Below are 25,047 nucleotides of genomic sequence, written 5' to 3' on the forward strand. Positions count from 1 at the left end.
TTTAACTAAAATTAAGAGAAAATGTTAGTAAACGGTTAAATTAAACCATTCTTTAGTTGATTTATGATAACAATATTTAACACCTAACTATCAAACTGTTATAATTAGCGAATTATGTGCCAAGTTTTTGCCGACATTTCCAATGCGTGGTATTCAATCAACTTCGTTCCGACAAATAAATTTACTTGCATTTCTATTTCTTTTTTCAGACATTAGTTTGCAGATTTGGTCACCGACAGGATGAATGAGCAAATTCTACGCATCTTTTTGTCCTTAGCACTTTTCTATCTTGGTGACACTCAGAAATCGTGGTACTCAACAATCCGAAATTCCAACGCTAAATATGGCGGAAACACTTGATATTATAAAATTTAACACAAAAATCAAACCCCAGCATCACACCATAATGGTCGTTGGAAGTGAACAATGCAAAGGAGCAGTATAAATTTCAATAAAACACATACATGAATAGTCAAGAAAGTTTATTAAACAAATTAGAATATACTAGAAACAGTTTAAGTACAGATAGACTTGATATGTCTTTTGGTGAGATAATGAGTATGTATGATAGAAACGAAATAATTATCGACCCAGAATTTCAAAGACTATTTAGATGGAGCATTTATCAACAAACAAGATTTATTGAATCCCTATTATTAGGTATTCCAATTCCTCCAATTTTTGTTGCTGAAGACGAACATGGTAGGTGGGAATTAGTTGATGGTTTACAGAGAATTTCAACAATATTTTCTTTTTTTGGAATATTAAAAAGTTTACCTGACAAAAACGACTGGATTTTAGAAAAAGGTGAACTAATTCCCGAATTTGAAAATTTTGCGTGTAAGGATTTACCATTGAAATTACAGTTAAATATCAAAAGAGCAGTTTGTAGAATTGAAATAGTTAAGTGGAATAGCAAATATGATATGAGATATGAACTATTCAATAGATTAAACACAGGTGGTGCAAGTTTAACAGACCAAGAAATTAGAAATTGTATTTTTAGAGGTATTTCAAACAAATTTAACTTATTCCTAAGTGAAGAAGCTCATAATCAAGGATTTATAGATTTAATAGGACCAACAGAAAAACAAATTGAGGAGCTATATCTTGATGAGTTAGTTTTAAGATTTTGTTCACTCTATAAAAATTCTGATAATATTAGGGAGAACATATCACAACACATGACTAGTTTCATGAAGAATATAGTTAGTCAGCCTGAAAAAATAGATGATTTTAAAAATATTTTTAATAGAACTATAAACTTAATTAAGCCTATTGGGAAAGAAGCATTTAGAGGGACAAATAATGTCTTATCAACAAGCTTATATGACGGTATTACTATTGGAATAGCTCAAAATATTGATAAACTTGAACTTCTTCCAACTCCATATCTAATTGAAAAAATTAATAAATTGAAATCTGATGATGAATTTAAAAAAGCATCTGGTTCTGCTTCCAATAGTAAAACTCGAATTCTGAAAAGACTTGTAGTAGCAAATGAACTTTTTGAAAAAGATTGATTTATGGAAATTATAATATCTGAAATTCAAGAAGACATCAAATGGAGAGTTAATGAAATAACAACACTTAAAACAATTCCTTTGAGGTATAATCTACAAAATAACCATCAAAATAGTATAATTATTTATTCAATTCCTGCGTATTATGCTCTTTGGGAAGGATATTTAAAGAACTCATTTGAATTGTTGACAAATTATATAAACAAATTAGAGTTAGATTATAGTACCGTAAACGTTAACCTATTAACGCATGCAATTGAGAACAGATGCAATTTGGGAAATGAACGCAAACATTTTGATAAAAAAATGAAATTAGTTGGTGTTTTAACACAATTTTATAAAGAACCTTTTAGGATAGAACAAGGTGTCCCAACAGAATCAAATGTAAATTTCAAAGTAACAAACAGAGTATTAGAAAGATTTTGCATTCAATCAATGGATAATAAATATGAAAAACCTTTAGATAGATTGTTATTATTTAGAAACAAAATTGCCCATGGAGAAAATTCAATTAAAGTAAAGAGGGAAGATATTGATGAGTTTTCTCTTTTAGTTGAAAATTTAATGTATGAAATTCTAATCTTAATTGAGAAATATATTGATTCTAAAGGCTATTTGATGAAAAAGTAATTAGATAATTAGCGTATACAACTAAAATAGTTTGACAGTTTTTAGCTCAAAGGCACACCAAAGTAGAAAATTGAAGTTTTTCATAGTAAAGAATTAGGATTAACATAAACCACAGGCTTATAGCCTTGCCAAATACGATTTGTTACAGCCTCAAATCCATATTCTTCAGGCCACAAATCCATCAAAAGCAACAAATTTCTTTCTCGCAACTGAGGCTCTGGGAAAGTAAACTGTAGTGGCTCAAAAACAGGCATAGCCCAAGGGCTTAATGATGGCCGTTTAAACTTAGGTCGTTGCCAATTATAATAAGCAGCTCTACCATGCTCCTTAATATATGCCTTCTTTTGCTTACGAGGCATTTTCCGTTTTGGCTGATATGATTTCATAAAATAATCAAGCATCGAAAAAGCTTTCCCCGATGCCCGACCACCAATAATTCCAAACTGCCGAAAAGCCTTCGATAAATCTCTCATCGCATCAGTTCCTTGAGTACACTCAGCCAATTTCTTAGCTGCTTCTTCAATTTTAGTGAGTAGTCGGTCTTGTGTCTCGTTCATAACAAAATATAATTTGGAAAACCTGGTATAGCCACAATTCCAGAACAGAATAAAATTTGGCAATAAATGCCCGAGCCATAAAGCTCGGGCGGTCGTCATCGTTCGCCTTCAAATCGGGTAGAGCCACATTCTCAGACTCACAAGCTGACCAACCTAAGCAAATTTGGCAATTCTCTCTACTGTACTTGCCGAAACACCTCACGATTTTCAACGAAGGCTATTTTCTATCTATCGGTTTATTGGTATCATTCCAAAACATTAATTCTAAAATTAATTACCATATTACGCTCATCAATTGCCCATTCAATCAACCTATGCTTAATCAGAAATTCAGCTACCTTATCAGCAACAGCCGAATAAAAATGTTCTTTTGATTTTGGCTGACGAAGAACAGTAGGCGAAACCTGTAAGCTACCTTCCAATGTTTCTCCTCTCAAAGTTCTCTCATAAAAGCTCACAGAATCAGGCCGTAAATCTCTAAAATAAGCCCTCATAACTAACGGATTCTCAATCGGAATCTTCACAACATCAACTTTACTAAGCGGAATCGCAATTTTCGGGTCTTTGTTCATTTCCAGCAACTCAGCTTTCATCAAAAAATCATTAGTCATAGCATTTCTCAGTAAAGCCAATTCCGCCTTATGAAACTTTCTTTCATCTTTAATTTGCTCCAGATAATACTTATGTTTTTTCAAAATCAGGCTAACAAGCGAGCCAATAACATAAACCATCACGTCGAGCATGATACAAAGCAGAATTACAATTAGGGCAATTATCATAATTATGGTAAATTATTCAGGAGATTTTAAGTTTATATGATTTACAATCTTAGGTTTGCAAAAAACAATTAATGAAGCGACAGGAAAAAACCACCATTCTGGAGTAACTTTCAATATAAACACCAAATAGCTGGTGCCAGCAAGCAATAACAGCACAAAGACATAAAATGCCACAAGTACAAAAATTGGTTTCATAAAAGAAATATTTTCTTAGTTTTATCAAATATACAGAAACATTTTCTTTTAAATCCCCATCAAACAAAAAAATCAGGCCGTCAAGCCTGATTTTCAATAATATCCTTCATGTATTTCGGCAATATTTCAGCAAGTCTCGAATTCAACCGCCTACCCATCACATTAAAATACGCCATTTTGGTTCGGTTATACCATTGTTTTTTCGAGTTTTGCACCACCACGGGCACTTTCTTTCTCGCAAAAATAATACTGGCCACAATCCTGGCTTTCGCATTTTTCACCGTCGGCACACTGCTCTTATTTTCATAGCCATTTGCCCAAGCAAACTTCTCAATTCCAACCTTCTCAACCCATTCCGATATCGCATCCACGTCCATATAATTCGGATACTGTACCCGTCTCATATCCTTAAACCGCCCATACTCCCGAAAGAATATCTCTGCCGTCGCCCCCATCATTCCAACTTCTTGCTGTACCGTATAGTCAATACTTTCAATCAAATCTCCCGTCAAAACCAAGTTGGCTTTTTCAATCGCTTTCCGAAAATACATCACAGCATCAGCCGTCAGCTCCTGAGTCAGCTCCTTTATAGCTGCTTGTATTTCTTCTTCTTCCATAGCTGCTATTCAATCGAAAAAAACACACGGTCACCACTCTTAGGCAGCTCCGTCAAACTTATAGTCGTATTCACACCCGTAATCGCCACAGTTTGCTTTAGCACACCATTCAAATAATACCTCCAAGTTCGTGGCGTATTGTCGTTATACACATAAAATGTCCAAATCGTCCGCACTGGATAACTCACATCCCAAGTGTTAGGAGCATAAACATCCGTTTGGTTAGGCTGCAATTCAGGCTTACAAAACCACATATTGCCAGGTCTATAAGGCACTTCTCCCGACGACCACCCACTATTATTCGTAGCCTGTTGGTTACTTGTTTGAAATCTAACCCAAAATCTCCCCTCCGGAATCCCAGCCACCACATACGCCCACGGAAATGGTGAGCAAGTACCATTAGCATTTGCATACGCCTGAGTATTAAGCTGCTGCCACTCAGCTTCTGCCTTCGCATCAGCATCCGCCTGATTTATCGTGCTGCCCCAAGCTCCCGCCGGTATCACAATCGTAGCATAGCCCCCAACCAACGCATCACCACAATTCTGCCGCACAAAAGTACCCTTTCTCGAAATCTCGGCCGATAAAAAAGGAGTACTCACAAACCCGCACGATTCAGTCGGTGCCGGTGGCAAATACCCTTCTTTGCCAACCACATTTGGCTTAATCGTTCTCGGCAAAAACAGCGTATTATTATCCAAATAATACTTTTCCAAGGTCAGTACTGTCGTCATACCATTCCTTCGCCCCCGCTCATCAAGCTGACAAGCAGTTGTCAAAGCCCGCCATCCAGTCGGTCTATCCACAATACTACCAATCGCTGGCAATTCCGAAAAATTCGTTTCTTTTTGTCCATACCTCAAGCTAACCGAAACCCCATAATAGTCGTTTTTGTCCGATATCGAATGCGTATCAGTCACGCACTCCATAGCTAAAAAACCTCTATCTGTTTGCAGAAAAATCGCTCTACTATAAACAAAATCCGTCAAATAACTCGCAACTCTCTTATTGCTCCAGCCAAACGAAACTTTCAGTTCCTTAACTGCCGATCTTTCAGTAATTACCGTTTCGCTGGCACTTGCCAAATAATCGTATCCAGTAAATTTTTCACCGCTCTGCTTCGTAACTTTCTTACTCGTTTCAGTCTCACCAACAACCAACACATCAAACACCCCAAGGCTATTCTCAAATAACAAATACTTCTCAAATCGCCTATATTTCTGCTCCACCACATAAGTCCTTACCTCCGATATCACATCACCATCCTGATTCTCCAACCAAACACTATACTTTTTCACATCATCACCAATCCCAATCACACTCATGCCAACCGGCACACAATAAACCTGCATGGCCGAAGTATTCTCAAGCTTTCTTGGCATCCACTCCAACACATTTCCATCAAACCCAAACTTTTTGCACTTCAACCTAATCTCACCGATATTCTTCGTATAATTAGTCAGAAAATACAAATACTCAGGCTGATTCTTCGTCACAATCAAATTATCTGGCTTATAAGTCAAAAACTTTTTGTTAGCTCCAATATACATATCAAAAAAATTCGAGCCGTAAGCCTCAAAATCACTCTCAGCAATACCCGATTTCATCGCATATCTACTCGTATATGTAGCACTGCTCACTATATCACCATTATTTTTCACAATGGCCTTACAGAAATAGGGCGTAATCAATCCAACACAAACACTAATCACCTGTTGCTTATAATCCGGAGCGGTACTCTCAAGCATGCCTCTCAAAAGCGAATCAATCTCAAAAAAAGCCCCAGGGTAAATATCCGCCCCACCATAAGTTTTTTTTGGTGCTTCACGCCCTTCCAGCGTATCCAATAGCACATAATTATTTGATAGATAAGTATCTGGCACCCAAACTTCCAAAAAGTACTCCAGTCCAGTTCTATCAGGAACTGCCACCGGGTCGTATGCCGGAATATTCACAACAATCTTGTTATTCGCCAAATCAACTTTTATTGGCGTAGCTTCTTCCGAAACAACCGGAGGTGCAATTAATTCAGGCATAATTATACCAAATTAGGGTTTCCATTCAGGCAAACTTCAAACTCAAGCTTCCAACCACAATGGTTTTTCGCCCAACCTTTGTCCACCTCATTTTTTCTCATTTTCACCGACAAATCAATAAAATTGCCAGTCTTATTATCTTTCAATAGCTTCTTTTGTAACTTACAAGCAAGCCTATACATCTCAATCGTAGCCAATTTCTGAGCCTCCAAATCATCCTGCTTTGCCTTCGTAATAAAGCAAATAGCCGTAATATATCGCTCAATATACTGTCCAGCCTCATTATCTTCGGTCTCAATCGTTGGCTGCTCCAGCCAAACAAACGGATACCCGAAATTCTTATTTCCAGTAGCATGAGCAATCCCAAATTCAACCCCACCATACAGGTAAAATTTCACATCTGGGTCATTATCCGCCCAACCCTCAAAATAATCTAAATAATTTTCTAAATCTCCTGACTGCAGCATCTTAGTCTCTGTTTCTCTCAAGCTGACGAATCTGCTCGTCAGTCTTAATTTTATTATGTTTCAAATACATCCAAATCGTGTGGGCATTCAGCTCACAAACCTTCTCAAACTCCCCATGCACACCATCTTTTGCCACATCTTCCAATGTCGCTATCCAGCCTTCGCCATTGGCAAACAGCTGCTTCGTAGATTCATCCTTCTCAAAAACTTCCTTATAGAAGCCCATAAATTGCTTATTCATCGACTCAAAATACTGAAGCATCGCAAACGAATACCCAATTGGCAGCTTCTTCCTAAAAACCTTCGCAACCTTAGCCGTTTTCATAGAGCTGTACGCAATCCTATCATCACCACTATAATTTCCAGTCAGTCTATACCACCACCAGTTCCATTTTCGTGGTCGGCAAAAAATCGCAATCAGCTCATTAAATGCCGCAGTATCCTGAGTCGTCGCAAACCTCAAATAATAAATGTTTGCCATCGCCAACTCAATACCATTCGTATTCTCAAAATTTTCTTCTGGTAAATAATAACGAGTAAGACCAACACGAAAGCTCCGAAAAGGCTTGTGTGCAATCTTACTCGTCCATATCCAAGATAACTTCTTGAGTGCAACAAAAAAATCAGAATTACCAAAGCCAAGAATCACCATAATTTTCCTACAACAGTTTCTTATGTAGGCAAAATTATCCTTGTGTGCGTGCATCTGTATCACCACCGGCAATATCTTCACAATCTGCTTTTCGCTTAAATCCTTGTAGCTTTTTGGTAACATCCGATAAAATCTATTTAAAAAATAACAAAACCATCGCCAGTGCAGCAGTACCACGCCAAATCCAAAGTTCGCTCCTGGCTAATTTGAATTTCGTATCGGCCACAACCAAAGCCTGCTGTTTCACATTCACCAAGCTATCAGCTGTCTGCCTACCCACAGTCGCCACCACAACTTTCACCCTTAGGTCCAGATACAGGTCTCTGTATTCCAAGCAATTTCTTAATTGCACTTCCGAAACCTCCATTTTTACCTTTTTTGGTTCCAGTTTCTCGATTGATGGGCTTTGACAAAATGCTGTCAGCGTAAAACAACAAGCTATCACGAGGTATAGAATTAATTTTTTCATGAATTTTATATTGGTTACAATCATTCAAAATAAGCTCAATATTTAGCTTCACATTCCGAGCCGTCAGCGTATCAATCCGATTCCGCAAAACTCGATGCTCAACCTGATATTCATCAAGCGAATCACTCAAAACCTCAATCTCATCAAGGTATCTCACTCTAACTCTGTGATTATGAATCGTATAGAAAATTCCAATAATCAGAGCCAAAACAAATACAATGTCATTTCGCCGAGCCTTCCAAAATTCTTTCATAGTATTAGTAGCTCCCCTTTAGGGGTTGGGGGTTAAAGTGCATTATCCTTCCTATACTTCTCAAAATCAACCGTAAGCTGACTGATCGCCAACGCACCCGCCGAAATCCATTGCAAAATCGAAGCAGCTTTCACAAGAAAATCCGGGACCACAATACCCAACGTTACCAGTTGCGTATTAAAATTGGCCAACGAGAAAGCCAACGCACCCACTACAATGGCAAGTTTTGAAATAATAGCAAATAATTTGGGAGCTGGAGCCGTCAAACGCTGCCAAATGCTCAATTCATTCTGATTCATTTAAGTGTAGAAAAATATGGTGAAAAATGATTATAAATACCCGAAACCATCCAAAAAGGCCGATAAATCGGATAATAGACACCTTCGCCCCTATTTTTCCCACCTCTCGTATTACCCGCAATCGTCGTTATTCCATCCAAACCGTAGCCAATATTTCCATCTGCATTAGGTCCAATAAATTCCACATGCGACCACGTACACACCACCGCATCCATCAAATTCAGCCTTGGCCACAGCTCTCTATCAATCTGCAGCAAGCCCCGATGCCACGCCAACCGTGTCGATTTTTTCCACGAATAAGCCATGCCATTTATTCCTGGCATCACATACCCATTAGCCCGAAAAACATAAGCCCCGAAACTGCTACAATACGCACTCGTGGGCGGCAATTTCAAAGCCTTATTAAACTTCGCAATCGCCCAATGTTTGTTCCCCATGCCCTTTTTCAGTGGCTCTCTCACAAAACCACTGTAATAAAATGCAGTATCAAATACCGCCTTCCTGGCTTCCTTCTCAGTGCGTTTGTTTATTTGCCCCCAAGATGGGAAATACACAAAAACAATAAGATTAAAGCAACATAAGCAAAGCTTTGCCATTGTTTTTGCTCTTCCGATTGATTGTTGAAAGGTTTCCATGCCTTAACGGGGTTTTTCGTGAATGGTAATAAGAAATAAAGCTTATCGGGCGATATCACCGCCATAATCAGTATCAAAGCCAAAAAGTCAAGCGAAATCGTCATCCAATTAAACCAACCTTTCTGAAACGACATCTTGCCAATGCTCGGAGGCAACATCTGCGACATATTGCCCGTATCCTGAGCAATCTTGTTGATTTCATTAATCTCTTCAGCAATCTTGAACACATTGTGGTACGAAAGCAATGCCAACGCCACAAACAAAATCATCGCAAACCAACCAGTTCCAACGCTACTCAAAATCCATTCAAACACGCCAGGCTTTTCCGCAATCTCAACCGGTGCTTCCTGCGAATCTTCTGGCAATACAATTTCGTACGCCTCCTGTTTTGCCTGCAAAGCTTCGTCAGCATACAAGATTTTGTCATCGGCAGTCGTTGCCTTCAAACTCATCTCATCATACTTTCTTGACTTATCAAGCAATTCCTTGCGTTTTGCTCTCAGCCCTTCCAAGCGTTTTTTTTCTGCAATGGCTGCTTGAGCTGCTGCCGCTTGTCTTTGCTCTGCAATCTCATTCATTTTTTGTTTCAATTCCTGCTCCTGAGCATCCAAATCAGGAATATTGTCTTTAAAGACATGCATACCACTTGGTGGTGGCAATGTCGAAGTTGTGCTGAAGTTCATAGTACTGCAAATTTATTTTCTGGTTTATTTTGAAACTTTGAAAAACTCTTCGTCTCGATACGAGACTCATACAATCCCGAACCGAAGTATTCAGGAAAAACATTGTCCGAAGCATTCGCCTGCAGTAATCTGATAAGCTCATTCTGATACTTCTCAGCATTCATCGACTCCAAACCCGCCAATTCATCTCTGCGGTCTTGAGGCAAAATATCTTCATTCACCACACCATCAGTTTCGCTGATCAATCGCCAATCTTCCGAAATATTCAAGTATGGCAAAGCATCCGCAAATGCCTTTCGTGCAATCATTGCCCGCACCAACAAAAACGCATCATCCTCCAATGGGCTAATAGTAGCATTGGCATCACTAATCTTTTCCATCCAAGCATTGCACTGAGCCTTACCCACAACTTTTGCCAAATACTCCTGAGCAGAACTAATGTATTCTTTCAATTGCAGAAAAACCCTTCTACTGTGCTTAGCTTGCGGAAAATACTTCGTAAGCTCCGAGGCAGAAGAAATAAACTGACCATCATAAAGCGTACACGCATCCGAATCCTTCCAAGTCTCAAACTCATCCGCATTCTTTTCCAAATACACCAATGCCTGCTCCAAAAACTTATCACCACGGTTCTGGGCATCACGTCTGCCAGCCGCAGTAAACCATTTCGCAGGGGCTTGCGTATTTTCAGGCGTATTCATCACCTTACCAGCGTCGCCAGTGCTTGCCGAAATCCTAAACCATCCAACAAAATCAGCGTAAGCCGCCAACGATATTTTCAAAAGCCCAAGCAATCGAGCCTGCTTCCCATTCAATGTAGCATTCGTAATCACAAGCTCATTCAGCTCGTCATAAAATTCTTCACCAATCGCCGGAATGATAATGCCCAATTCGGCTTCATTCACAAACGGACTCCAAGTATCCCAATACATCGTAGTTTGCACACCACCATACACCGACTTGAAGTCATCAATATCCTTGATCAACATAGCTGCTATTATTTTTGAGTTGTGTCCTTATTTTTTGGGGTCGAATCAAAAGTATAAGATTGAATACGCTTAACCATAATCACCTTATCAACCTCAAAACCATCAATTTTCTGAGCGTATCGAATCGGCTTGAGCAAAATACCTCTATCAAAAAATGTCAAGAAATCCTGCATATAATCAGCCGAAACAATCATTTCTTTGCCACTCGTTCCCATCTCGTTGCCAAAACTCACACCCGCCAAAGCACCCTGCACACCGTGTCCACTTGCCTGCATCTGATTGGCAATTGCCAACATCTTCATAAATGCTTCGTCATTAATCGGGTTTTCGAGTGGTGTAATTTTCACCTCCTTAGTAGTCTTCCCATCAGCCGAAACCCTCGAAAACGTCACAATTATCTTATTACCTTTCTCAATACCGCTCAGCGTATCAGCCAAATCAAATAAAGTCCTTTCCTTCTCTGCTTTCTTTTCTTCTTCTGTCAATCCTTCAACTTCAAAATAGTCATCCGGAAAACTCACTTGGTGAGTAATAAAAGTACCATTAGCAAAAAGCGACTCGTAATAATCAGGCACCGTATTCGTAATATTTGCCCAATCTTCCGTCCCCCACCATTCAGCAAGGCCAGTGAATTTTTGCATCGGTATTCGCTTGATCAAGTGAATCACCGACTCAGGATATTTCGTTGGGTCTTTAGGGTCAAACGCAGGCAAAACCAAACAATCCTCACGCTTAACCGATTTCGAGAAACCAAACTTCCCCGAAATCAAAAATCGTTTGACAGTCGTTTCGTTGCCTTTCAGTTCATCAATACGAATCTCGTTATTGTCAATCACTTGCAAGCCCGAAACCTTCCCATCCATTCCAATCGAAACCCTCACATTCAATTCGTTGCTAAATGCCAACTGATAGGCAGCCGCCTGCAGATATTCAAACAAATCAAGGTTATCACACCAATCACGAAATTCGTTAGATAAATACGGCTCATAAAATTCCTGAAAGTCTTTCAGCTTTGGCGTAAACATCCCAAGCCCCCACCCAGCAATAAAACTCGCTTTCGTAGAAATCAACTGCCATTTGTTCACGCTCTTGCTGGCAATCAAGTGCATCTTCAAAAGTTTGTCGTCATTATTTCCACGCTTAATATATTTCGCTGACTGACCTTTTACCTTCCCTTCATTCTCCGAATACACCGAGCCATCAACCACCTTATCAGCATCTTTGCCAAAAGTGATTACAGTAGAAACCCCCTTGGTATTCTGATGCACATAAACATTATGTCCGATTTTTCTCATAACTCGTGATTAATTTCAACCCCATTAAAACCAACTAAAAAATCTATATACAATTCAATCGGCACACCACTCGAAAGGTCAACCAGTTTAAGTGTTCCGCTATTATTCATTTTTTTGCGGTCGCTCAAATCATTGCCACTTCTCCGAAGAGCGAGCCTTTTCTTCTCGCCATAAGTGCCGTCAACTTTCCAGTACTCAAGCGAAAAAACCGAGTTCGGTCTATTCATTTCCGAAAGAACTCCTCTAATTGCTATCATAATACAAGTATAATTTGCCAACTGCCCCCACCACAGGACAAAAGTTTTTAAGTGTTTTGCAATTTTTTTTTCGTTAATCAATTAATTACTAATCCATTAGCCCAAAAATCAGGCTTTCACTTTATAAATCTATCTCAACTCTCTGCCCCGCACCATAACGGAATTGGCAGTTGCCAATACCAAAAAGAGGAATATAGTTAGCGACTGATGGTTATGACGCCAGTACTCTGCCAGCCTTCACGAGGCATTAGGTTTTTGTACTTAGCCCAAATGATATAGTCAAACGCATCTGTGCCATCGGTTGCATACTCACGTTGCCTTGCCGATTTCTCACTGCTCTTATCCTTTTTGAATGTCTTATCAGTCTTGACCTTTGTATTCTGTAAGGCTATCATGAATGCTTTGTTATTGATCATATTCATCCTAATCTTGGGTGCACGCTCGTTCGATTCACCTAACAGATAGTTTACTAATATGAACTTATCTTTGTGCTTAGGATATGACACGAGTTCACGACGAAAGATGTTGAAGCCTTTCGATTTGAGTTTGTTACAGAACTGATCGAAGAATGGCAGGTTATCTGCAGATGTTGTAGCAGATGTTGAATTACCACCAGGGTCACCGTAAATGAATACATCTTTCTTTTCATGCGACTGATATGTTTCACAGAACCAATCAGCTAACTGAATCAATATGTTAGATTCCTGTTGCTCTTTAGTACCATGAGGTTTCTTATACATACTGTTGACCACACGAAACTCACGACCAAGCTCTTGACATACTAAGAGCCAACAGATATCGGTATTGAAATCAAGAGAGAGTTCGAGTGGCTTATCACGATCATAGTCATTTGATGACCAAGTAATTACGCCCTTGTCATTCGGTCTATAATCATAGCTTATTTTGTAGCTATGTCTTGTAGTAGAAAAACCGTGGTAATAAGCGTTTGGAATTTGGACCAAACGTTTATTCAAAACTTCAACCTCGAATTCAAGTGGGTCGAGTGTATCTTGTAGCATCTTGCCATAATCAGCTGGCAAGTATTTTTGATTGTCGTGATAGGTTGACTCAAGAAATAGAAACTCAGGTGGAATAGCCTTCAATTGCTCTTTGGTCATTTTTGACCTTTCTTCAAGCATTTTTTTGTATTTCTCCTCAGTATCATATATCCAATTCCCTTCGGTGGTCCATGATGCTGACGAGAAATCAAAGAAACCAAATTGCCAAGGATGTCCATGGTAAGGAGCCATGACATTTCCACGAAGAGCAGGGATTAATACACGCTTGACAAATTCGTAAGAAATTGTAGCAGATTCATCAATCAAAATGCCTTCAATACTAAGACCACGATGGCTATCAGGATTATCTTGAGAAACAAAACGAATGGTAAGACCATTGATAAAAGTCATGCAGTACTGCATAACTTTTTTTCCTGGTCTTTTGTATGGCCGAGCCCATCGCTCAGGAGGAACTTTTCCAATTACATATACACCCCAAGGGCAAACCTTGGGGTCATACTCGTAATAGCCCATTTTTTCGAGAGCGTCTCGAAGTGATGGGACTACGATAGAATCAAGCTGAACGTAAGTAAGACCAGCAATTACAAAAGTAGCTCTTGGAAAATCGTTGAATATAGCACCGACTTTCATTCCAAGGCTAATAGACTTACCAGAAGCACGACCACCAATGAAAGATTTTCGTTTTGCTCGACTCTTGAGTAATTTCCATTGCTTGCGGTTTGGTCTAACCTTAACTATCTTCTCACCTTTCTTATTAAGAAAAATGTCTTTTTCTGCCTTTGTATTACTCATCTAATTCAAAGGTTACAGTTTGAGAAGAATCATTATCAAACTCAGCCACGAACATAATTTTCGATGGCTTCATGAAATCAAGTGGATTAATTCCTTCGAGTTCTGTGTCATTTAGACCTGCAGCATCATCCGCTTTTTCACGGGCAATCGTAGCAGCATGAAAGTTTTTATCAGCAAGAGCCATTTGACTTAGCATATCGAAATAGTGCATTGATGCTACTCTTCGACCATCTTTGTCAACGATATCTTTGGCTCCGTGAATTTTAATTGAAGTATTGTAATCATATTCTGCTTGTCGAGCCTCTATATCATAATCTTTCGTCAATGCAGAAATAATCATTTCTTTGGTCCTACCTTGAGAGTACCATGACCAAGCCTTACGATAACGCTCCAATTTTTCTTGTTGCATTTTCGTAAGGTCGGTATAAGCAATCTCATTAAGATAAAACCGATAATAGACATCAATGTCAGATTCCTCAATTTTGAGGAACTTCTGAACCATCTTAGATTTTAATTTTGTCTTTGCAAGATTCATAAGTTGTGTGGATTTCCATGCTACGAAATTGTAGCATGGAATCACACATTCACAGGACAAAACTTCTACTCAAATAACCCTCCATGACATTCTCCTGTCAATGCCTTTTTTGCATTTTCGAGTGATTCATCTTCTCCATCGGTGGGGTGGAATGGTTCGAGCTTACAACCTTCCTCGATGAAGTGACCAAAACCACGTCCTAACTTTTTACCTTTCCTTGTATGTTTATCCAATGCAAAATCTGGAATTGGTCGTAATCGATTAGAGTGGCAACCAAAAGCATAAACCGTTTGCCAATCTATGTGCCGAGACTTGCGGGCCCGACAAAGTTTAATTACAGCATGAATCAGAAAAAGTCGTTCGGGAAAATGCTTATCGTCCTTCTTTTTAGCCAAGTCTTTGTGCATTTCGTATAAAGCAGCTATTTCGCTACTTATATTTGGCTCAGCTAAACCGATATCTTCACTGCTTATTATTCTAAGGCGTTTCCAAGCATATTCCTGATAATTACTCAAGCTCAATTCAACTGCCCAAAAAATTGCATCATCTTCGAGGTTTCTTCTTATACATTTTTGAAAGGCTGAGACAACCTCGAATAAGTCGTAGCCGTTTGTTGTTTTACTTTCGTACTGTGTCATAATGCTAAAATTGTTATCTGTCCTTCTTCTACTTTTACACTGCATTCAGTGCCGATTTTGAAACCTGCTTTTCTCAAATATTCACCTTGAAAATTGAGAGCTGGTACATACTTAGCATTCCATGTGCTTCGAACATACCTCTTAGAAATTTTGGTTCTTCTTAATTTTTCCATACTTTTACGCTTCATTCTTTTAGTTGATTGTGATTGATTGCTGAAAGAAAAAAAGCCCTGAGCAATCAGGGCTTTTCTGCTAAAATAGTTTTTGTTGTCTATCTTCAAGACCTCCAAAAAGTGGCAGGTCTGTAAATCCTAAGGTCATACTTTTTTGAACTCCAATTTTCAAAGTTGGCTGCTCCATAATTCCCTGGATAATTGCTTGCTTTTGGTCGGCAGGAAGAGCATTCAAACTTTTCTGTAAATGCTTATTTTTATTGAATTTCTTAGGCTTTGACATATCATTTAAGAAGTTTAAAAGTGATTCAGAATCATCGAATTTTTGGGCATTTTGAAAGCTTAGAGACTCTTTATCCTCCTTGCCGATGTATTTGATTGATTTGATAAAAAAAGACATATTAGGAGCGTTTTTGCCAGCTATATAGCCATCTTTAACTTTTTTGATGTAGATTCCTTCGGCTAAATTGATAATTGCCTTGCCTGTCGGTAAATCGTTGATAGTGTACATTTTCTTATTGTTTTGTGATTGATTGATATGCGAACGTACGACAGATTTCCAAGTAGCCAAAAGCATAAAACTTTATTTTTTGGGCAAGTTTTCCACAGTCAAAATAGACTATATTGACCTTTCTTATTGATTTTTTGCTCGATGATTTCAACTTTTACTTTTTCTGAATTTTGAGAAGTTTCCTTCTTATTTTCTGACTTTGATTTGAATTTTTGATAATCAACATAGAAAATGCTATCCTCAAATTTTTCTATTTTTCGCAGACTTGGGAAACTATGATAAGTCAAATGTGGGTTGATTTCATAGCCAAAATACCAATCCATTGTTAGACAGTTCATACATGAAATTTCACCAATGCAACCGTGCATAAGCATATTGATAGCTGACATTTTCGCACAAACAGGGTCAAGGTCCTGACCACATTGATAATTACCTGGTGCGTGAGCATGAGAAGCAATCAAAAACCTACCACTGCCACAGGCAGGGTCTGTAATCAATTTTCCTTGTCCTTTTTTTAGTTCGCCTTGAGTAATTTGAGTCATTACATCAACCAACGATGGTGGAGTAAAGAACTGACCCATTGCACTACTTTTCCATTTGCTGGTTATCGTTTCGTAAACAATTCCCAAACCATCATACCATTCGGTGCGATGCAAGGCATTTTGATGTGCGAGAATCAAGCTGACAAAAAGCTCACGAATCATAGGGTAATTTTTCTCATATTTTTTCTCTAATCTTTCACCAACTTCTTTATCGCCTGTAATCAACCAACAGGCAATTTGATAATCTACGAAGTCATAAAAAATATCGTTATAACTAAAACGACCAACCATGTTATCGAATAATTTGCCGAACTCCTTGAGCTCACGAGGCAATTCTTGAGAGAGATATGACATAACAAAAAAAGCCCCTTTCGGGGCATGGCTTAAAATGGAACTTCGGTTGTATCAAGAATGCTAAACTCACAAGACTTAATCAAATGCTCTGCATAATAATCTTTGATATTGAATCCAGTTATTTCCTTAAATCTGGCTTCCAATTCCTCCTTTTTGAGCTGCATTGGATTTTTGTAAGTATTTGGTCTATATTTCTTCACAAACTCAATACATTCATCAATTGTGATTGAACAGCCAACCTGAGTATTGATTTCTTCAACCTTTACATCGAGATTGATTGAATCTTTTTTGAACCAAGACTTAGAAACATCAGTAAGCCAATTTTTGTCACCCCATCTTTCAAAATCTTCTTTCGGAAATGCTGGCAAATGCTCTGCAATTATTGTTTCATTACTTACAAAACCTTCTGAATCACCTTTTACCTGTATCCAAAGTTTTGCGATTTCGTAGGGGTTTTTGGTATTCTTAAACAAATAATCTGCGTACTCCTGCTCATAAATTCCGAGGTCTGGAAGCTCAGTTGGAAAATTAGTCAAGTGACTAATAGTGTATATTCTGAACTTTGTGCAGATGTCAGTATCATTTTTGCTAATAGTTACTTTCCGAGCTGTGCGTTTTGAAAACTCTACATAATCTTCTACTGAGGTACCATACTTGCCAATGTGGCGTTCACAATTTGATCCGATTTTGATTGTTCTGTTTGACATGATTTTTGTGATTGATTGCTATGAATAATTAATTAATTGCTCTTAAAACTCTTTTGATTGGTGTACCGCCGAATAGTTTCACGGTTTCATACAATTCGATTACATCATCTTTTTTGAAACTTTCTTTGTCAAACTCTATGATTCCATTTTCATGCTTGAAAATCAAATTTCCATTGAGTTCTTTGACAAAAATAAAGTAGCCTTCTCTACCTTTTAGCTGAATTTTTTGTAAGAAATAAAACATCTTTTTTGGTGTTTGATTGTGATTTGATAATGCGAACGTACGACTGATTTCCAAGTAGCCAAAAGCATGAAACTTTAATTTTTTGGCAAGTTTTCCACAGAAAATATGACAAAAAAAGCCTGTCTTATTGACAGGCTAAAGGCTAAAAAGGCGTCTTATAATTCATCTGAAATTGGTGATTCCTCGTACCTGTTTTCCTAACTGAAATCACTTCTTTGCCGAAAAATCCTTGAAGCTCTTTCAATGTAGCTTCAAGGGTTTCAAGGTTTCGGAACTCAGCCAGTCCACCAGCTCCGACCCAAGTTTCACCGAAATGAAAGTAGAATCGGTTATCTCGCCAAATTTTTCGATTGTAATAAGCATTCAAACCACTAATCCAATAATCCTCCTGATAGCGTTGCTCTGGTCGAAAGAATAGTTTTGAACCTTTGAAAAGACCAAAAGCACAGGTGTTCACATATCCTGAAACTTGTATTGGAGCCAGCGAGCTGTAAGTAAAAGGCTTACCACTCGTATTATAGCCGAATAAGTAAACACCAGCCTGCTTTGCCGCACGAGCTGTGGACTGAATCAAGTCGTAGATTTCAGTCGGTGTAAGCTTATCCTTTTCCCCAGGTTCTGTATAAATTCTTTTGGCAAACATCAAATCGTCATCGAGGTGAAAGGCATCACCGAAGTGGTCAAACATCCATTGTCTTTTCCAAGATAGACCAATCACGCTATCAGGATGGCAAACAATTTCAGTATCGGGGCATCGCTCCCGATACTCACCGTACTGAGATTCAGGAATACAAATAATCGAATTAGCAACCTTTTTGTGGGTGGTGATGGTGCCAGCTCTCTTGTGGCTCGCAATCAATACGGGAATTAAGCTGTTCTGTTGTTCCATTTTTCGGTGAATTGTTTAGCGTTCAAAACATAGGTTTCACCAACATTTTCGGTCTTATAGTCCTTACAAACTTCAAGACCGAGAACCGAACGAACGAAATTTTCGTCGATCGAGTTTTCAATCACAATCACAACAGCCGAATACTTTTCCGAAAATTTCGGTACGATAGGATACTCAGGCTCTGCATCAGGCTCAAGCTGCTTTTGCAAATCATCAAGCGAAGGCAACTGTATCCCGAAATCTTCAAGGCTAAGAACATTATCGAATTCCCGACGGAGCTGATCCATATCCCACTCACCTGCATGATGGTTTTCAATAATCATCACCTCACGAAGTTCATCTTCGGTAAGTTTACGAATAGCACAACGAACATCTATTTCAGAGTCGCCCATGCCAAACTGCATCATCAATTCACACCTTTGTTTGCCACCGAGAATAGTACCATCGAAGTCCCTAACGGGAATAGAGATAAGCCCAAATTTTTGAAGTCGCTCCCACAGCTTGCGTTTTTCTTCTGCCTTTATTTTTCTTGGATTTTTCACCGATGGCACAAGGTCAGCCACTCGAACCTTTTCGGTTCGGAATAATTCATTAATCATTTTGCAGACAATTAATTTATGTACAAAAAAAATACCTCGCTGCAAGATGCAACGAGGTATCTATATGACACACGACAAAAAATTAGAGCGATTGAAACAATCTAATCATTGTTTCAAGTTCAATACTACCCTTAGCAAGCTTAGTTTCATATTCTTGAATCTTTGCCAGGGTTTTGGCAGCATTTCTTTTATCCTGCCATTTCGATAAGTTGATTTTAAGATTTTTTATCATCCTATCGAGAGTAAATTTATCTTTTGGAAGTGAGCTTTCAAAATTGACTTCGACAACTGGTGGAGCAGAAGGCAAACAACCTTTCACCTGTACATACCTAATAGTGTCCATCAAATTTGCACGCTGGTCACGTAGGTTCAAAATCTGGTCAGTAATATGCTTAGCATTACCATCTTTCGGAACAGTTTTGAGACTGTTTGATAGTGCTGCCTTATCTGTATCTAAGGTGTTAAGCTCCTTATTAAGTCCGTCCAAAATCAATTTGGTAGAATCGGATAACTGCACCGGCTGTTCATCAAATTTCCGTGTTGGCACGCTCGATGTAGGCTCGACAACTGCAACAGGTGTTTCAATCACTTTGCCATCACGCAAAGCTTCATATTCTTTCCTGGCATTTTCAATATCTTGAAGCGTAGCACGACCTGTGCGTAATTCCTGTTCAAGCATTTCAAGCCTTAGCTTTGCCTGCTTTCGCTTAATATCGTTCTCGTTCATGTATCAAAATTTCATAAAAATCTTTTACCTTATTTTTGTAGAAAGTGGCATCAACATAATCTAATGGATTGTTGAAATGATCTATTTCAGGGAAACTTTGAAGGTAATTTTGAAGAGTATTAATCAAGACGTCAACATCCTCGCAGTCAAACAGCAAGGCTTCAATAACGGGGGGTGTTTTTGCAGGCCTGATATACATATAAATGCCGGTAGTAGCTGCAGACAATTACACTAAGATAGCATACTCGTAGGGCACTTTCAACCCCTCCCTACCGGCAATATCTTTGCCGTCGAGTATGCTATAAATGTACTGTAATAATTGTCTGCGTTACAAACCTACAAAAAAAATCACCACGTTCAGCGGTGATTTTTAAATTTCTTCAAATTACTTTCTTCGACTAACAACATTAGAATCATCAGATTCTTCCTTTGCTTTCAAGGCATCAGCTGCACGTTGTTCACTTTCAGCCATCATTTTATCGTAAAAACCCTGAATACCTGTACGAACTGGAGTAGGCTCCACTCTCAATTTAGACTTTATTTCTTTAATAACATCTAAAACAAGTTTAACTCTTTCATCACCTTGAATTGATTTGATTAGCTCATCTTTGGATTTCTTAGCTGCTTGGACCTGATCCTGAGTTAATTTAGGTTTCTCCTGATCTACTTCGAGCAGCTCATTAATTTGATCCTGAGCCGCATCGAGCTGCTCCTGAGTTTGCTCTTGAGTTACTCCGAGCTGCTCATTATTTTGATCCTGAGCTGCTTGGATCTGCTCCTGAGTTAGCTGAGTTTGCTCCTGTGGCTGTTGATCCTGAGGATTTTGACTTTGATTTTGAGCTGCTTGGAGTTGCTCCTGAGCTAACTGCTTTTGCACCGGTTGCTTCGGCTCCTTGGGTTGCTTCGGTGCTGTTTGTTGATTCGTTGCCATTTGTAGGATTTTGATTTTCAGCAGATTTAGGCTCGAAAATATTGGTAACGCCTGACGAAATAGCTAACTCAGCTATCTCGTCACTAACGTTTTCATCCAACATTGTTAAGCCGATTCCGGGCAAAAACTTTTGTATTTTGCCAACACGAAAACCTGCTATGTATTGAAATTTTTTCATAACTGTAAACTGGAAAAATTGATTAAGCAGGTACTTGAGCTGCTGCAAAATCAAGCTCTGATACTACGCTATCAGCTAAATTTACAATGCCCCACAAATAGCCTTCTTCTTCACCTTTCAATGTTGTCCCTCTTTGCTCACCACCTTTTTTGCCAAACTTTTGACTTTTCGAGGCAAAAATTGGTTTATACGAAGTGCCTGCAACTCCCCATTTCAAATCTGGAGTAAGGAATAAAAAGACTGCTCCTGCATTTGTATACTTTCTCAACTCTGCAGTAATTGTTTTTGAAAAACCTGCAGTCATAAATTCAACCATATGTTTTTCAGAGTGAAAACCAGCAGGTCCAACCGTTTCAGAATTGATATCGATTGTGTTTACTGGAATTTCATAAACTGGAAGCAAAGTATTGGCAGGCAATCTTGGGGCTACTGTAATTTCACCCGCAGTTATATCAGCCTCGATCGGCCAATTTCCATTAAAATTTTTTGCTAAAATCGGAACGATTTTCAATGAACCTGCTGGGTTGCCTCCTTGGCTATTATCAGCCGCAAGGCTTGCAAAATTTTGTGACATTTTTGTAAAAATTAAAATGTTGAAAAAAGTTACCCCACCGAAGCAGGGCAACAATTATAGTTTGTGTGGATTAAGCTGCGTCAGCAACCCAGATTTGCTCTGTTGCACAGATGCCACAACCTGAGAAGAAATCCATCAAATACGCAAGCGAGCGGTCACGTTTTTGATAGTCAAAGTCAATGTTTGCTTGCTTGTTTTCATCATCGTACAAATAAACCAAGTTTTCACGAGTAGTGATAATTGGGCGGTTGAACGATGCAACACCTTGCTCAACAATCATTTCGATGTTAGAGCCATCAACAAAACTTTTGTTGAAAGCAGTATTATACGGCAATGCTCCAAACTTCGTGCGGTAGTCCGCATTATAAGCATCCATGTGAGCTGTACTCAAAATCATAACACCTTCACCCGAATAGCGAACTTCTTCTGGCAAAGCTTTTACCATTTTTTCCAACTCTGCAACTGCATTAGTTCCAGTAAGCGGATTGATGTCAACTACATTGATATGAGTCGGATCATTCAAAATAGTATCCGTAATTTGCTTAATCCAACCATTGAACAAACCCAAAAACGAAGGGTCACTCGCATTCTCAACGGCTTTCCACATACCCAAACGCATGTGTTTTTTCACAGATTCAAGAATCTTTTCAATCACGTACTGTTCGTAAGGATACGTCTCAGGGTCAATTTTCTGAGTTTTCACACGTCCCAAATACGTATTGTACATCGCCAAAATCTTCGTGTGAGCAAACTTCAAGTCAACCTTAATCGGTCGCACGCTTGCTTTACGAGTTTTATACTTCACAACATTGTTTTTTGGGTCGAACGAATCCTTACCACCGGGCTGCAAAGGGTCACCCACAAGCAAGTCAGTCAAGACAACTTCCCCCGAAGTTGGTAAGAAATTTACGTAGCTATCTAAAGCTGCGATGGGAGAACCAGCCACAGCTCCAAATCCAATCGAACTAATCGAGCGAATCAGGTGCTCTTGGTGGTCAAGAGAGTAATTTTGCAAATCGGTCGAAATATCGGCCATTGAAATTGCATCAGTTGCAGGAGGCATTGCTTAAAATTTAAAAGTTGAGTGAATTTTTTATAATTGTGATTGTGTGCTTTAGCAGCAAAAAAGACTAAGCTTGTTGCGATTTTTTCATATCAATTGCATTCTGAGTGGCTTTTGATACTCTTTTTTTGGTCGGCGTAGCTTCCGAAGCATCCTGTCCACCAGTTGCACCCGCTTCCTTCATGTTTTTGTGCCACTTGTCAAGCATTTCAAACTGAGGCTTCATGATACTGAGCTCTTTTTCAGTTGCTCTCAGTGTGCCTAATTCAGTTGCCGAAATACTAACCATTTCAACCGAAGCATTTGGAGCTGTTGGAGTTGTCGGAGCAGCAGCAGCAGGCTCAGGCGTTTCGGGCGTAGCAGGCTCAGGTGTTTCGGGCGTAGCAGGCTCAGGCGTTTCAGGCTCATTTGGTTCTTCACCTTTTGGTTTTGCAGGTGTTTCAGCAGCAGGTTTTTCGCCTGGCTTTGGATTTTGTGCATCTTTTCTAAGCGATGCCAATGTTGGAGTTTTTTGAGTGCTCATTATTGAAAAAATATTAGTGCGAGATTAAGCGGCTTGGCGAGCATAGAAATCTGCTCGGTCGATTGCATCGCCCAAAAAGCCGATTCTATCAGCCATTTTGAGTTTCAAAGCTTCCTTACCGTTGTACATTTTTCCTTCAAAAACAGTATCAGAAATATCAGGGCGACCAGCTCTAACCACGGCCTCAAATTCGTTGCGAATTGGTTCCATGGTAGCTTGAGTTTCGGCAAGAATTTGTTCAGTAAGCGGCTCAACCGAGTTGAACAAAGCTTTGCTTTCTGAGCCTTTTGAGCGGATAATTGTGATTTTGTAGCCTTCTTTTTCGTAGAATCCTGAGGCGTCGATGTGAGTAGCCAATACGCCAATTGAGCCAACTTCGCTTGAAGTTTTCGACTCCATCACGATTTCACGGCACTGGCTTGCAACCCAATAAGCCGCAGAAGCCGCCATTCCTGCCACATACGCAACGATAGGCTTTTTCGATTGCTTAACAATCGTGGCAAGCATGGCCGTACCATCAACTTCACCACCACCGCTATTAATTTCCAGTACAATCGCCGAAACATTTTCGTCGGCATTTGCTTCAAGTATCCAAGTGCCAATATCTTCCGTCCCCCACGAACAATAATCACCGTATCGGCTCATAGTGCCAATGATGGGAATGATAGCTACAAAGCCACTTTTAGCACGAGCCTTACCAACAACATACTTATATCCTGAACTTTCTGCAGTTATTTCAGCATGAATTCCAACAGCTTTTGTGTCAGCAATTTCTTCAAAATATGGTGTTTTTCGCCCTTGGGTATGCACAGCAAAATCAACCTTACCCGCCAAAACGAGTGCAGCAATTCGGTCGTGATAAGTAGGCTCTAATGCCCAGGATTTTGTAATTAAGTTCGCTATCATTTCGGTATTGTGTAGAAAATCACGATACGAACTTAGGGGAAGCGATTAGAGTCGCACAGGACAAAACTTTTATACAAAAAAAGGCTCGAAGAATAATTCCTTCGAGCCTTTTAAAAATTATGCGTTTATTTTTTTCCTTGAAACTCAAACCAATTGGTTGCAACTCCTTTTCCTATTTGTTTTGATGAATCAACAACAAAACCACCTGCAACCGATGAACTTATGCTAACTGAAGAATCATAATTAATCGTACCACTTAGATTATACAATTGAATATTTTCAATTATTCCTTCAACTAATACTCTGCCACATTCGCCAGGTGCAATTTGTTGCAGTGCAATACCAACAAAATCGGCGGCTGAATCAGTCGTTGTCATTTGCCTTCCATAACGTTTCGATGAATTATACGCAACTGCCGAAAAGCGAGCAATTCCCTGAGTTGTATTATTTTGAATCGTAATTTGCTTATCAAGCACCTCTGGATAATATTCAAGAGCAGGATTATACTCATCACAAATACCTGAGCTTCCTAAGGCACTATTGATTTCCGCAATAATTGTAGCATTAGATGTATTAGTATAATTTGAAGCAAAAACAATGTTTTTTATCGTTCCATCTTCAAATGTAACCGTCAATGTTTTGTTGGCTGATGTACAATCTCCAAGTCTTCTTCCAAGCGTATTGTTGACAGTAACGTTTGAATTAAGTCCAACTTGAATGCCAGACAAATCCAAACTTCCAAAAATATATCCTTTTACGCCACCGCCTCCTTTCACTTGGTTAACAAACCCTACAATCACATCAAT

The 25,047-nt window shown here is 39.0% G+C and carries 33 protein-coding genes; 2 read left to right on the forward strand and 31 right to left on the reverse strand.

The features are described 5' to 3' along the window. Positions 1 to 464: 464 nt before the first annotated feature. Both ABR854_RS09055 and ABR854_RS09060 read left to right on the forward strand, forming a co-directional pair. Entirely contained in the window at positions 465 to 1,523 is a 1,059-nt protein-coding gene (locus ABR854_RS09055) for a DUF262 domain-containing protein (RefSeq protein ID WP_350265082.1), read from the forward strand. Positions 1,524 to 1,526: 3 nt separating this feature from the next. Further along, positions 1,527 to 2,153, forward strand: coding sequence for an MAE_28990/MAE_18760 family HEPN-like nuclease (locus ABR854_RS09060; protein WP_350265083.1), 627 nt, complete (start codon positions 1,527 to 1,529; stop codon positions 2,151 to 2,153). A gap of 80 nt (positions 2,154 to 2,233) precedes the next feature. Here the strand turns inward: ABR854_RS09060 and ABR854_RS09065 are convergent, their stop codons facing one another. The 31 genes from ABR854_RS09065 to ABR854_RS09215 form a co-directional block, all read right to left on the reverse strand. After that, positions 2,234 to 2,710 carry a hypothetical protein gene (locus ABR854_RS09065; protein WP_350265084.1) on the reverse strand — a complete coding sequence of 159 codons (477 nt, stop codon included), beginning with the start codon at positions 2,708 to 2,710 and terminating at the stop codon, positions 2,234 to 2,236. A 245-nt stretch (positions 2,711 to 2,955) separates the two neighbouring features. Beyond that, on the reverse strand, positions 2,956 to 3,489 hold the full coding sequence (locus tag ABR854_RS09070) for a hypothetical protein (RefSeq protein ID WP_350265085.1): 534 nt from the start codon (positions 3,487 to 3,489) through the stop codon (positions 2,956 to 2,958). A 275-nt stretch (positions 3,490 to 3,764) separates the two neighbouring features. After that, the gene (locus ABR854_RS09075; protein WP_350265086.1) at positions 3,765 to 4,301 is read right to left on the reverse strand and encodes a hypothetical protein; all 537 of its coding nucleotides are present in this window, start codon (positions 4,299 to 4,301) and stop codon (positions 3,765 to 3,767) included. Positions 4,302 to 4,306: 5 nt separating this feature from the next. Next, positions 4,307 to 6,337, reverse strand: a complete 2,031-nt coding sequence (locus ABR854_RS09080; protein ID WP_350265087.1) for a DUF5977 domain-containing protein — start codon at positions 6,335 to 6,337, stop codon at positions 4,307 to 4,309. A gap of 2 nt (positions 6,338 to 6,339) precedes the next feature. Continuing rightward, positions 6,340 to 6,804 (reverse strand): hypothetical protein, encoded by a 465-nt coding sequence (locus tag ABR854_RS09085; protein ID WP_350265088.1) that lies wholly within the window; start codon positions 6,802 to 6,804, stop codon positions 6,340 to 6,342. A gap of 1 nt (position 6,805) precedes the next feature. Then, positions 6,806 to 7,579, reverse strand: a complete 774-nt coding sequence (locus ABR854_RS09090) for a hypothetical protein (protein WP_350265089.1) — start codon at positions 7,577 to 7,579, stop codon at positions 6,806 to 6,808. A gap of 10 nt (positions 7,580 to 7,589) precedes the next feature. Further along, positions 7,590 to 7,736, reverse strand: coding sequence for a hypothetical protein (locus tag ABR854_RS09095; RefSeq protein WP_350265090.1), 147 nt, complete (start codon positions 7,734 to 7,736; stop codon positions 7,590 to 7,592). After that, a complete protein-coding gene (locus ABR854_RS09100) occupies positions 7,729 to 8,178 on the reverse strand; it encodes a hypothetical protein (protein ID WP_350265091.1) in 450 nt (149 codons plus the stop codon). The genes ABR854_RS09095 and ABR854_RS09100 overlap by 8 nt, the downstream gene beginning before the upstream one ends. A gap of 32 nt (positions 8,179 to 8,210) precedes the next feature. Beyond that, positions 8,211 to 8,477 (reverse strand): hypothetical protein, encoded by a 267-nt coding sequence (locus ABR854_RS09105; protein WP_350265092.1) that lies wholly within the window; start codon positions 8,475 to 8,477, stop codon positions 8,211 to 8,213. Then, positions 8,474 to 9,031 (reverse strand): hypothetical protein, encoded by a 558-nt coding sequence (locus ABR854_RS09110; protein WP_350265093.1) that lies wholly within the window; start codon positions 9,029 to 9,031, stop codon positions 8,474 to 8,476. The genes ABR854_RS09105 and ABR854_RS09110 overlap by 4 nt, the downstream gene beginning before the upstream one ends. After that, the gene (locus tag ABR854_RS09115; RefSeq protein ID WP_350265094.1) at positions 9,004 to 9,795 is read right to left on the reverse strand and encodes a hypothetical protein; all 792 of its coding nucleotides are present in this window, start codon (positions 9,793 to 9,795) and stop codon (positions 9,004 to 9,006) included. The genes ABR854_RS09110 and ABR854_RS09115 overlap by 28 nt, the downstream gene beginning before the upstream one ends. Beyond that, the gene (locus ABR854_RS09120) at positions 9,792 to 10,784 is read right to left on the reverse strand and encodes a DUF6712 family protein (RefSeq protein WP_350265095.1); all 993 of its coding nucleotides are present in this window, start codon (positions 10,782 to 10,784) and stop codon (positions 9,792 to 9,794) included. Before ABR854_RS09120 ends, ABR854_RS09115 begins: the two co-directional genes overlap by 4 nt. Before the next feature lie 8 nt (positions 10,785 to 10,792). Continuing rightward, positions 10,793 to 12,079: a hypothetical protein gene (locus ABR854_RS09125; RefSeq protein WP_350265096.1), complete on the reverse strand. Its 1,287-nt coding sequence runs from the start codon at positions 12,077 to 12,079 to the stop codon at positions 10,793 to 10,795. Beyond that, positions 12,076 to 12,336 (reverse strand): hypothetical protein, encoded by a 261-nt coding sequence (locus tag ABR854_RS09130; protein WP_350265097.1) that lies wholly within the window; start codon positions 12,334 to 12,336, stop codon positions 12,076 to 12,078. The genes ABR854_RS09125 and ABR854_RS09130 overlap by 4 nt, the downstream gene beginning before the upstream one ends. Before the next feature lie 197 nt (positions 12,337 to 12,533). Beyond that, positions 12,534 to 13,985 carry a hypothetical protein gene (locus ABR854_RS09135; protein WP_350265098.1) on the reverse strand — a complete coding sequence of 484 codons (1,452 nt, stop codon included), beginning with the start codon at positions 13,983 to 13,985 and terminating at the stop codon, positions 12,534 to 12,536. Positions 13,986 to 14,139: 154 nt separating this feature from the next. Beyond that, positions 14,140 to 14,682 (reverse strand): hypothetical protein, encoded by a 543-nt coding sequence (locus ABR854_RS09140; protein WP_350265099.1) that lies wholly within the window; start codon positions 14,680 to 14,682, stop codon positions 14,140 to 14,142. A 65-nt stretch (positions 14,683 to 14,747) separates the two neighbouring features. Further along, positions 14,748 to 15,320, reverse strand: coding sequence for an AAA family ATPase (locus ABR854_RS09145; RefSeq protein WP_350265100.1), 573 nt, complete (start codon positions 15,318 to 15,320; stop codon positions 14,748 to 14,750). Continuing rightward, positions 15,317 to 15,508: a SymE family type I addiction module toxin gene (locus ABR854_RS09150; protein WP_350265101.1), complete on the reverse strand. Its 192-nt coding sequence runs from the start codon at positions 15,506 to 15,508 to the stop codon at positions 15,317 to 15,319. The genes ABR854_RS09145 and ABR854_RS09150 overlap by 4 nt, the downstream gene beginning before the upstream one ends. Positions 15,509 to 15,572: 64 nt before the next feature. Beyond that, positions 15,573 to 16,070 (reverse strand): hypothetical protein, encoded by a 498-nt coding sequence (locus ABR854_RS09155; protein WP_350265102.1) that lies wholly within the window; start codon positions 16,068 to 16,070, stop codon positions 15,573 to 15,575. 32 nt (positions 16,071 to 16,102) lie between these two features. Next, positions 16,103 to 16,900: an N-6 DNA methylase gene (locus ABR854_RS09160; RefSeq protein WP_350265103.1), complete on the reverse strand. Its 798-nt coding sequence runs from the start codon at positions 16,898 to 16,900 to the stop codon at positions 16,103 to 16,105. Positions 16,901 to 16,929: 29 nt separating this feature from the next. Further along, entirely contained in the window at positions 16,930 to 17,607 is a 678-nt protein-coding gene (locus tag ABR854_RS09165) for a hypothetical protein (protein ID WP_350265104.1), read from the reverse strand. Positions 17,608 to 17,635: 28 nt separating this feature from the next. Then, entirely contained in the window at positions 17,636 to 17,851 is a 216-nt protein-coding gene (locus ABR854_RS09170) for a hypothetical protein (protein WP_350265105.1), read from the reverse strand. Positions 17,852 to 17,993: 142 nt separating this feature from the next. Next, the gene (locus ABR854_RS09175) at positions 17,994 to 18,740 is read right to left on the reverse strand and encodes a GREB1-related protein (RefSeq protein ID WP_350265106.1); all 747 of its coding nucleotides are present in this window, start codon (positions 18,738 to 18,740) and stop codon (positions 17,994 to 17,996) included. Continuing rightward, positions 18,719 to 19,339, reverse strand: coding sequence for a ParB N-terminal domain-containing protein (locus ABR854_RS09180; protein WP_350265107.1), 621 nt, complete (start codon positions 19,337 to 19,339; stop codon positions 18,719 to 18,721). Before ABR854_RS09180 ends, ABR854_RS09175 begins: the two co-directional genes overlap by 22 nt. A gap of 82 nt (positions 19,340 to 19,421) precedes the next feature. Further along, a complete protein-coding gene (locus ABR854_RS09185; RefSeq protein ID WP_350265108.1) occupies positions 19,422 to 20,066 on the reverse strand; it encodes a hypothetical protein in 645 nt (214 codons plus the stop codon). Between the two features lie 385 nt (positions 20,067 to 20,451). Continuing rightward, on the reverse strand, positions 20,452 to 20,997 hold the full coding sequence (locus ABR854_RS09190) for a hypothetical protein (protein WP_350265109.1): 546 nt from the start codon (positions 20,995 to 20,997) through the stop codon (positions 20,452 to 20,454). A 200-nt stretch (positions 20,998 to 21,197) separates the two neighbouring features. Continuing rightward, positions 21,198 to 21,749 (reverse strand): hypothetical protein, encoded by a 552-nt coding sequence (locus ABR854_RS09195; protein WP_350265110.1) that lies wholly within the window; start codon positions 21,747 to 21,749, stop codon positions 21,198 to 21,200. Positions 21,750 to 21,819: 70 nt separating this feature from the next. Then, a complete protein-coding gene (locus ABR854_RS09200) occupies positions 21,820 to 22,812 on the reverse strand; it encodes a hypothetical protein (protein WP_350265111.1) in 993 nt (330 codons plus the stop codon). A gap of 67 nt (positions 22,813 to 22,879) precedes the next feature. Continuing rightward, a complete protein-coding gene (locus ABR854_RS09205; protein WP_350265112.1) occupies positions 22,880 to 23,335 on the reverse strand; it encodes a hypothetical protein in 456 nt (151 codons plus the stop codon). Positions 23,336 to 23,359: 24 nt separating this feature from the next. Next, a complete protein-coding gene (locus ABR854_RS09210) occupies positions 23,360 to 24,241 on the reverse strand; it encodes a S49 family peptidase (protein WP_350265113.1) in 882 nt (293 codons plus the stop codon). 125 nt (positions 24,242 to 24,366) lie between these two features. After that, positions 24,367 to 25,047 (reverse strand): hypothetical protein (locus ABR854_RS09215; protein ID WP_350265114.1); only part of this gene is annotated, 681 nt, incomplete at its 5' end.

It is taken from the genome of Emticicia sp. W12TSBA100-4 (assembly GCF_040253585.1).
Classification (GTDB): Bacteria; Bacteroidota; Bacteroidia; order Cytophagales; family Spirosomataceae; genus Emticicia.

What these genes read in the sequence shown, in the direction of transcription:
- ABR854_RS09135 (WP_350265098.1), bottom strand. Translation starts at nt 13,985, where the DNA reads ATGAAAGTCGGTGCTATATTCAACGATTTTCCAAGAGCTACTTTTGTA.
- ABR854_RS09065 (WP_350265084.1), bottom strand. Translation starts at nt 2,710, where the DNA reads ATGAACGAGACACAAGACCGACTACTCACTAAAATTGAAGAAGCAGCT.
- ABR854_RS09125 (WP_350265096.1), bottom strand. Translation starts at nt 12,079, where the DNA reads ATGAGAAAAATCGGACATAATGTTTATGTGCATCAGAATACCAAGGGG.
- ABR854_RS09170 (WP_350265105.1), bottom strand. Translation starts at nt 17,851, where the DNA reads ATGTTTTATTTCTTACAAAAAATTCAGCTAAAAGGTAGAGAAGGCTAC.
- ABR854_RS09195 (WP_350265110.1), bottom strand. Translation starts at nt 21,749, where the DNA reads ATGTCACAAAATTTTGCAAGCCTTGCGGCTGATAATAGCCAAGGAGGC.
- ABR854_RS09160 (WP_350265103.1), bottom strand. Translation starts at nt 16,900, where the DNA reads ATGTCATATCTCTCTCAAGAATTGCCTCGTGAGCTCAAGGAGTTCGGC.
- ABR854_RS09205 (WP_350265112.1), bottom strand. Translation starts at nt 23,335, where the DNA reads ATGAGCACTCAAAAAACTCCAACATTGGCATCGCTTAGAAAAGATGCA.
- ABR854_RS09190 (WP_350265109.1), bottom strand. Translation starts at nt 20,997, where the DNA reads ATGGCAACGAATCAACAAACAGCACCGAAGCAACCCAAGGAGCCGAAG.
- ABR854_RS09070 (WP_350265085.1), bottom strand. Translation starts at nt 3,489, where the DNA reads ATGATAATTGCCCTAATTGTAATTCTGCTTTGTATCATGCTCGACGTG.
- ABR854_RS09140 (WP_350265099.1), bottom strand. Translation starts at nt 14,682, where the DNA reads ATGAATCTTGCAAAGACAAAATTAAAATCTAAGATGGTTCAGAAGTTC.
- ABR854_RS09185 (WP_350265108.1), bottom strand. Translation starts at nt 20,066, where the DNA reads ATGAACGAGAACGATATTAAGCGAAAGCAGGCAAAGCTAAGGCTTGAA.
- ABR854_RS09200 (WP_350265111.1), bottom strand. Translation starts at nt 22,812, where the DNA reads ATGCCTCCTGCAACTGATGCAATTTCAATGGCCGATATTTCGACCGAT.
- ABR854_RS09145 (WP_350265100.1), bottom strand. Translation starts at nt 15,320, where the DNA reads ATGACACAGTACGAAAGTAAAACAACAAACGGCTACGACTTATTCGAG.
- ABR854_RS09060 (WP_350265083.1), top strand. Translation starts at nt 1,527, where the DNA reads ATGGAAATTATAATATCTGAAATTCAAGAAGACATCAAATGGAGAGTT.
- ABR854_RS09120 (WP_350265095.1), bottom strand. Translation starts at nt 10,784, where the DNA reads ATGTTGATCAAGGATATTGATGACTTCAAGTCGGTGTATGGTGGTGTG.
- ABR854_RS09090 (WP_350265089.1), bottom strand. Translation starts at nt 7,579, where the DNA reads ATGTTACCAAAAAGCTACAAGGATTTAAGCGAAAAGCAGATTGTGAAG.
- ABR854_RS09130 (WP_350265097.1), bottom strand. Translation starts at nt 12,336, where the DNA reads ATGATAGCAATTAGAGGAGTTCTTTCGGAAATGAATAGACCGAACTCG.
- ABR854_RS09150 (WP_350265101.1), bottom strand. Translation starts at nt 15,508, where the DNA reads ATGAAGCGTAAAAGTATGGAAAAATTAAGAAGAACCAAAATTTCTAAG.
- ABR854_RS09105 (WP_350265092.1), bottom strand. Translation starts at nt 8,477, where the DNA reads ATGAATCAGAATGAATTGAGCATTTGGCAGCGTTTGACGGCTCCAGCT.
- ABR854_RS09115 (WP_350265094.1), bottom strand. Translation starts at nt 9,795, where the DNA reads ATGAACTTCAGCACAACTTCGACATTGCCACCACCAAGTGGTATGCAT.
- ABR854_RS09100 (WP_350265091.1), bottom strand. Translation starts at nt 8,178, where the DNA reads ATGAAAGAATTTTGGAAGGCTCGGCGAAATGACATTGTATTTGTTTTG.
- ABR854_RS09180 (WP_350265107.1), bottom strand. Translation starts at nt 19,339, where the DNA reads ATGATTAATGAATTATTCCGAACCGAAAAGGTTCGAGTGGCTGACCTT.
- ABR854_RS09210 (WP_350265113.1), bottom strand. Translation starts at nt 24,241, where the DNA reads ATGATAGCGAACTTAATTACAAAATCCTGGGCATTAGAGCCTACTTAT.
- ABR854_RS09055 (WP_350265082.1), top strand. Translation starts at nt 465, where the DNA reads ATGAATAGTCAAGAAAGTTTATTAAACAAATTAGAATATACTAGAAAC.
- ABR854_RS09085 (WP_350265088.1), bottom strand. Translation starts at nt 6,804, where the DNA reads ATGCTGCAGTCAGGAGATTTAGAAAATTATTTAGATTATTTTGAGGGT.
- ABR854_RS09155 (WP_350265102.1), bottom strand. Translation starts at nt 16,070, where the DNA reads ATGCTTTTGGCTACTTGGAAATCTGTCGTACGTTCGCATATCAATCAA.
- ABR854_RS09175 (WP_350265106.1), bottom strand. Translation starts at nt 18,740, where the DNA reads ATGGAACAACAGAACAGCTTAATTCCCGTATTGATTGCGAGCCACAAG.
- ABR854_RS09075 (WP_350265086.1), bottom strand. Translation starts at nt 4,301, where the DNA reads ATGGAAGAAGAAGAAATACAAGCAGCTATAAAGGAGCTGACTCAGGAG.
- ABR854_RS09080 (WP_350265087.1), bottom strand. Translation starts at nt 6,337, where the DNA reads ATGCCTGAATTAATTGCACCTCCGGTTGTTTCGGAAGAAGCTACGCCA.
- ABR854_RS09165 (WP_350265104.1), bottom strand. Translation starts at nt 17,607, where the DNA reads ATGTCAAACAGAACAATCAAAATCGGATCAAATTGTGAACGCCACATT.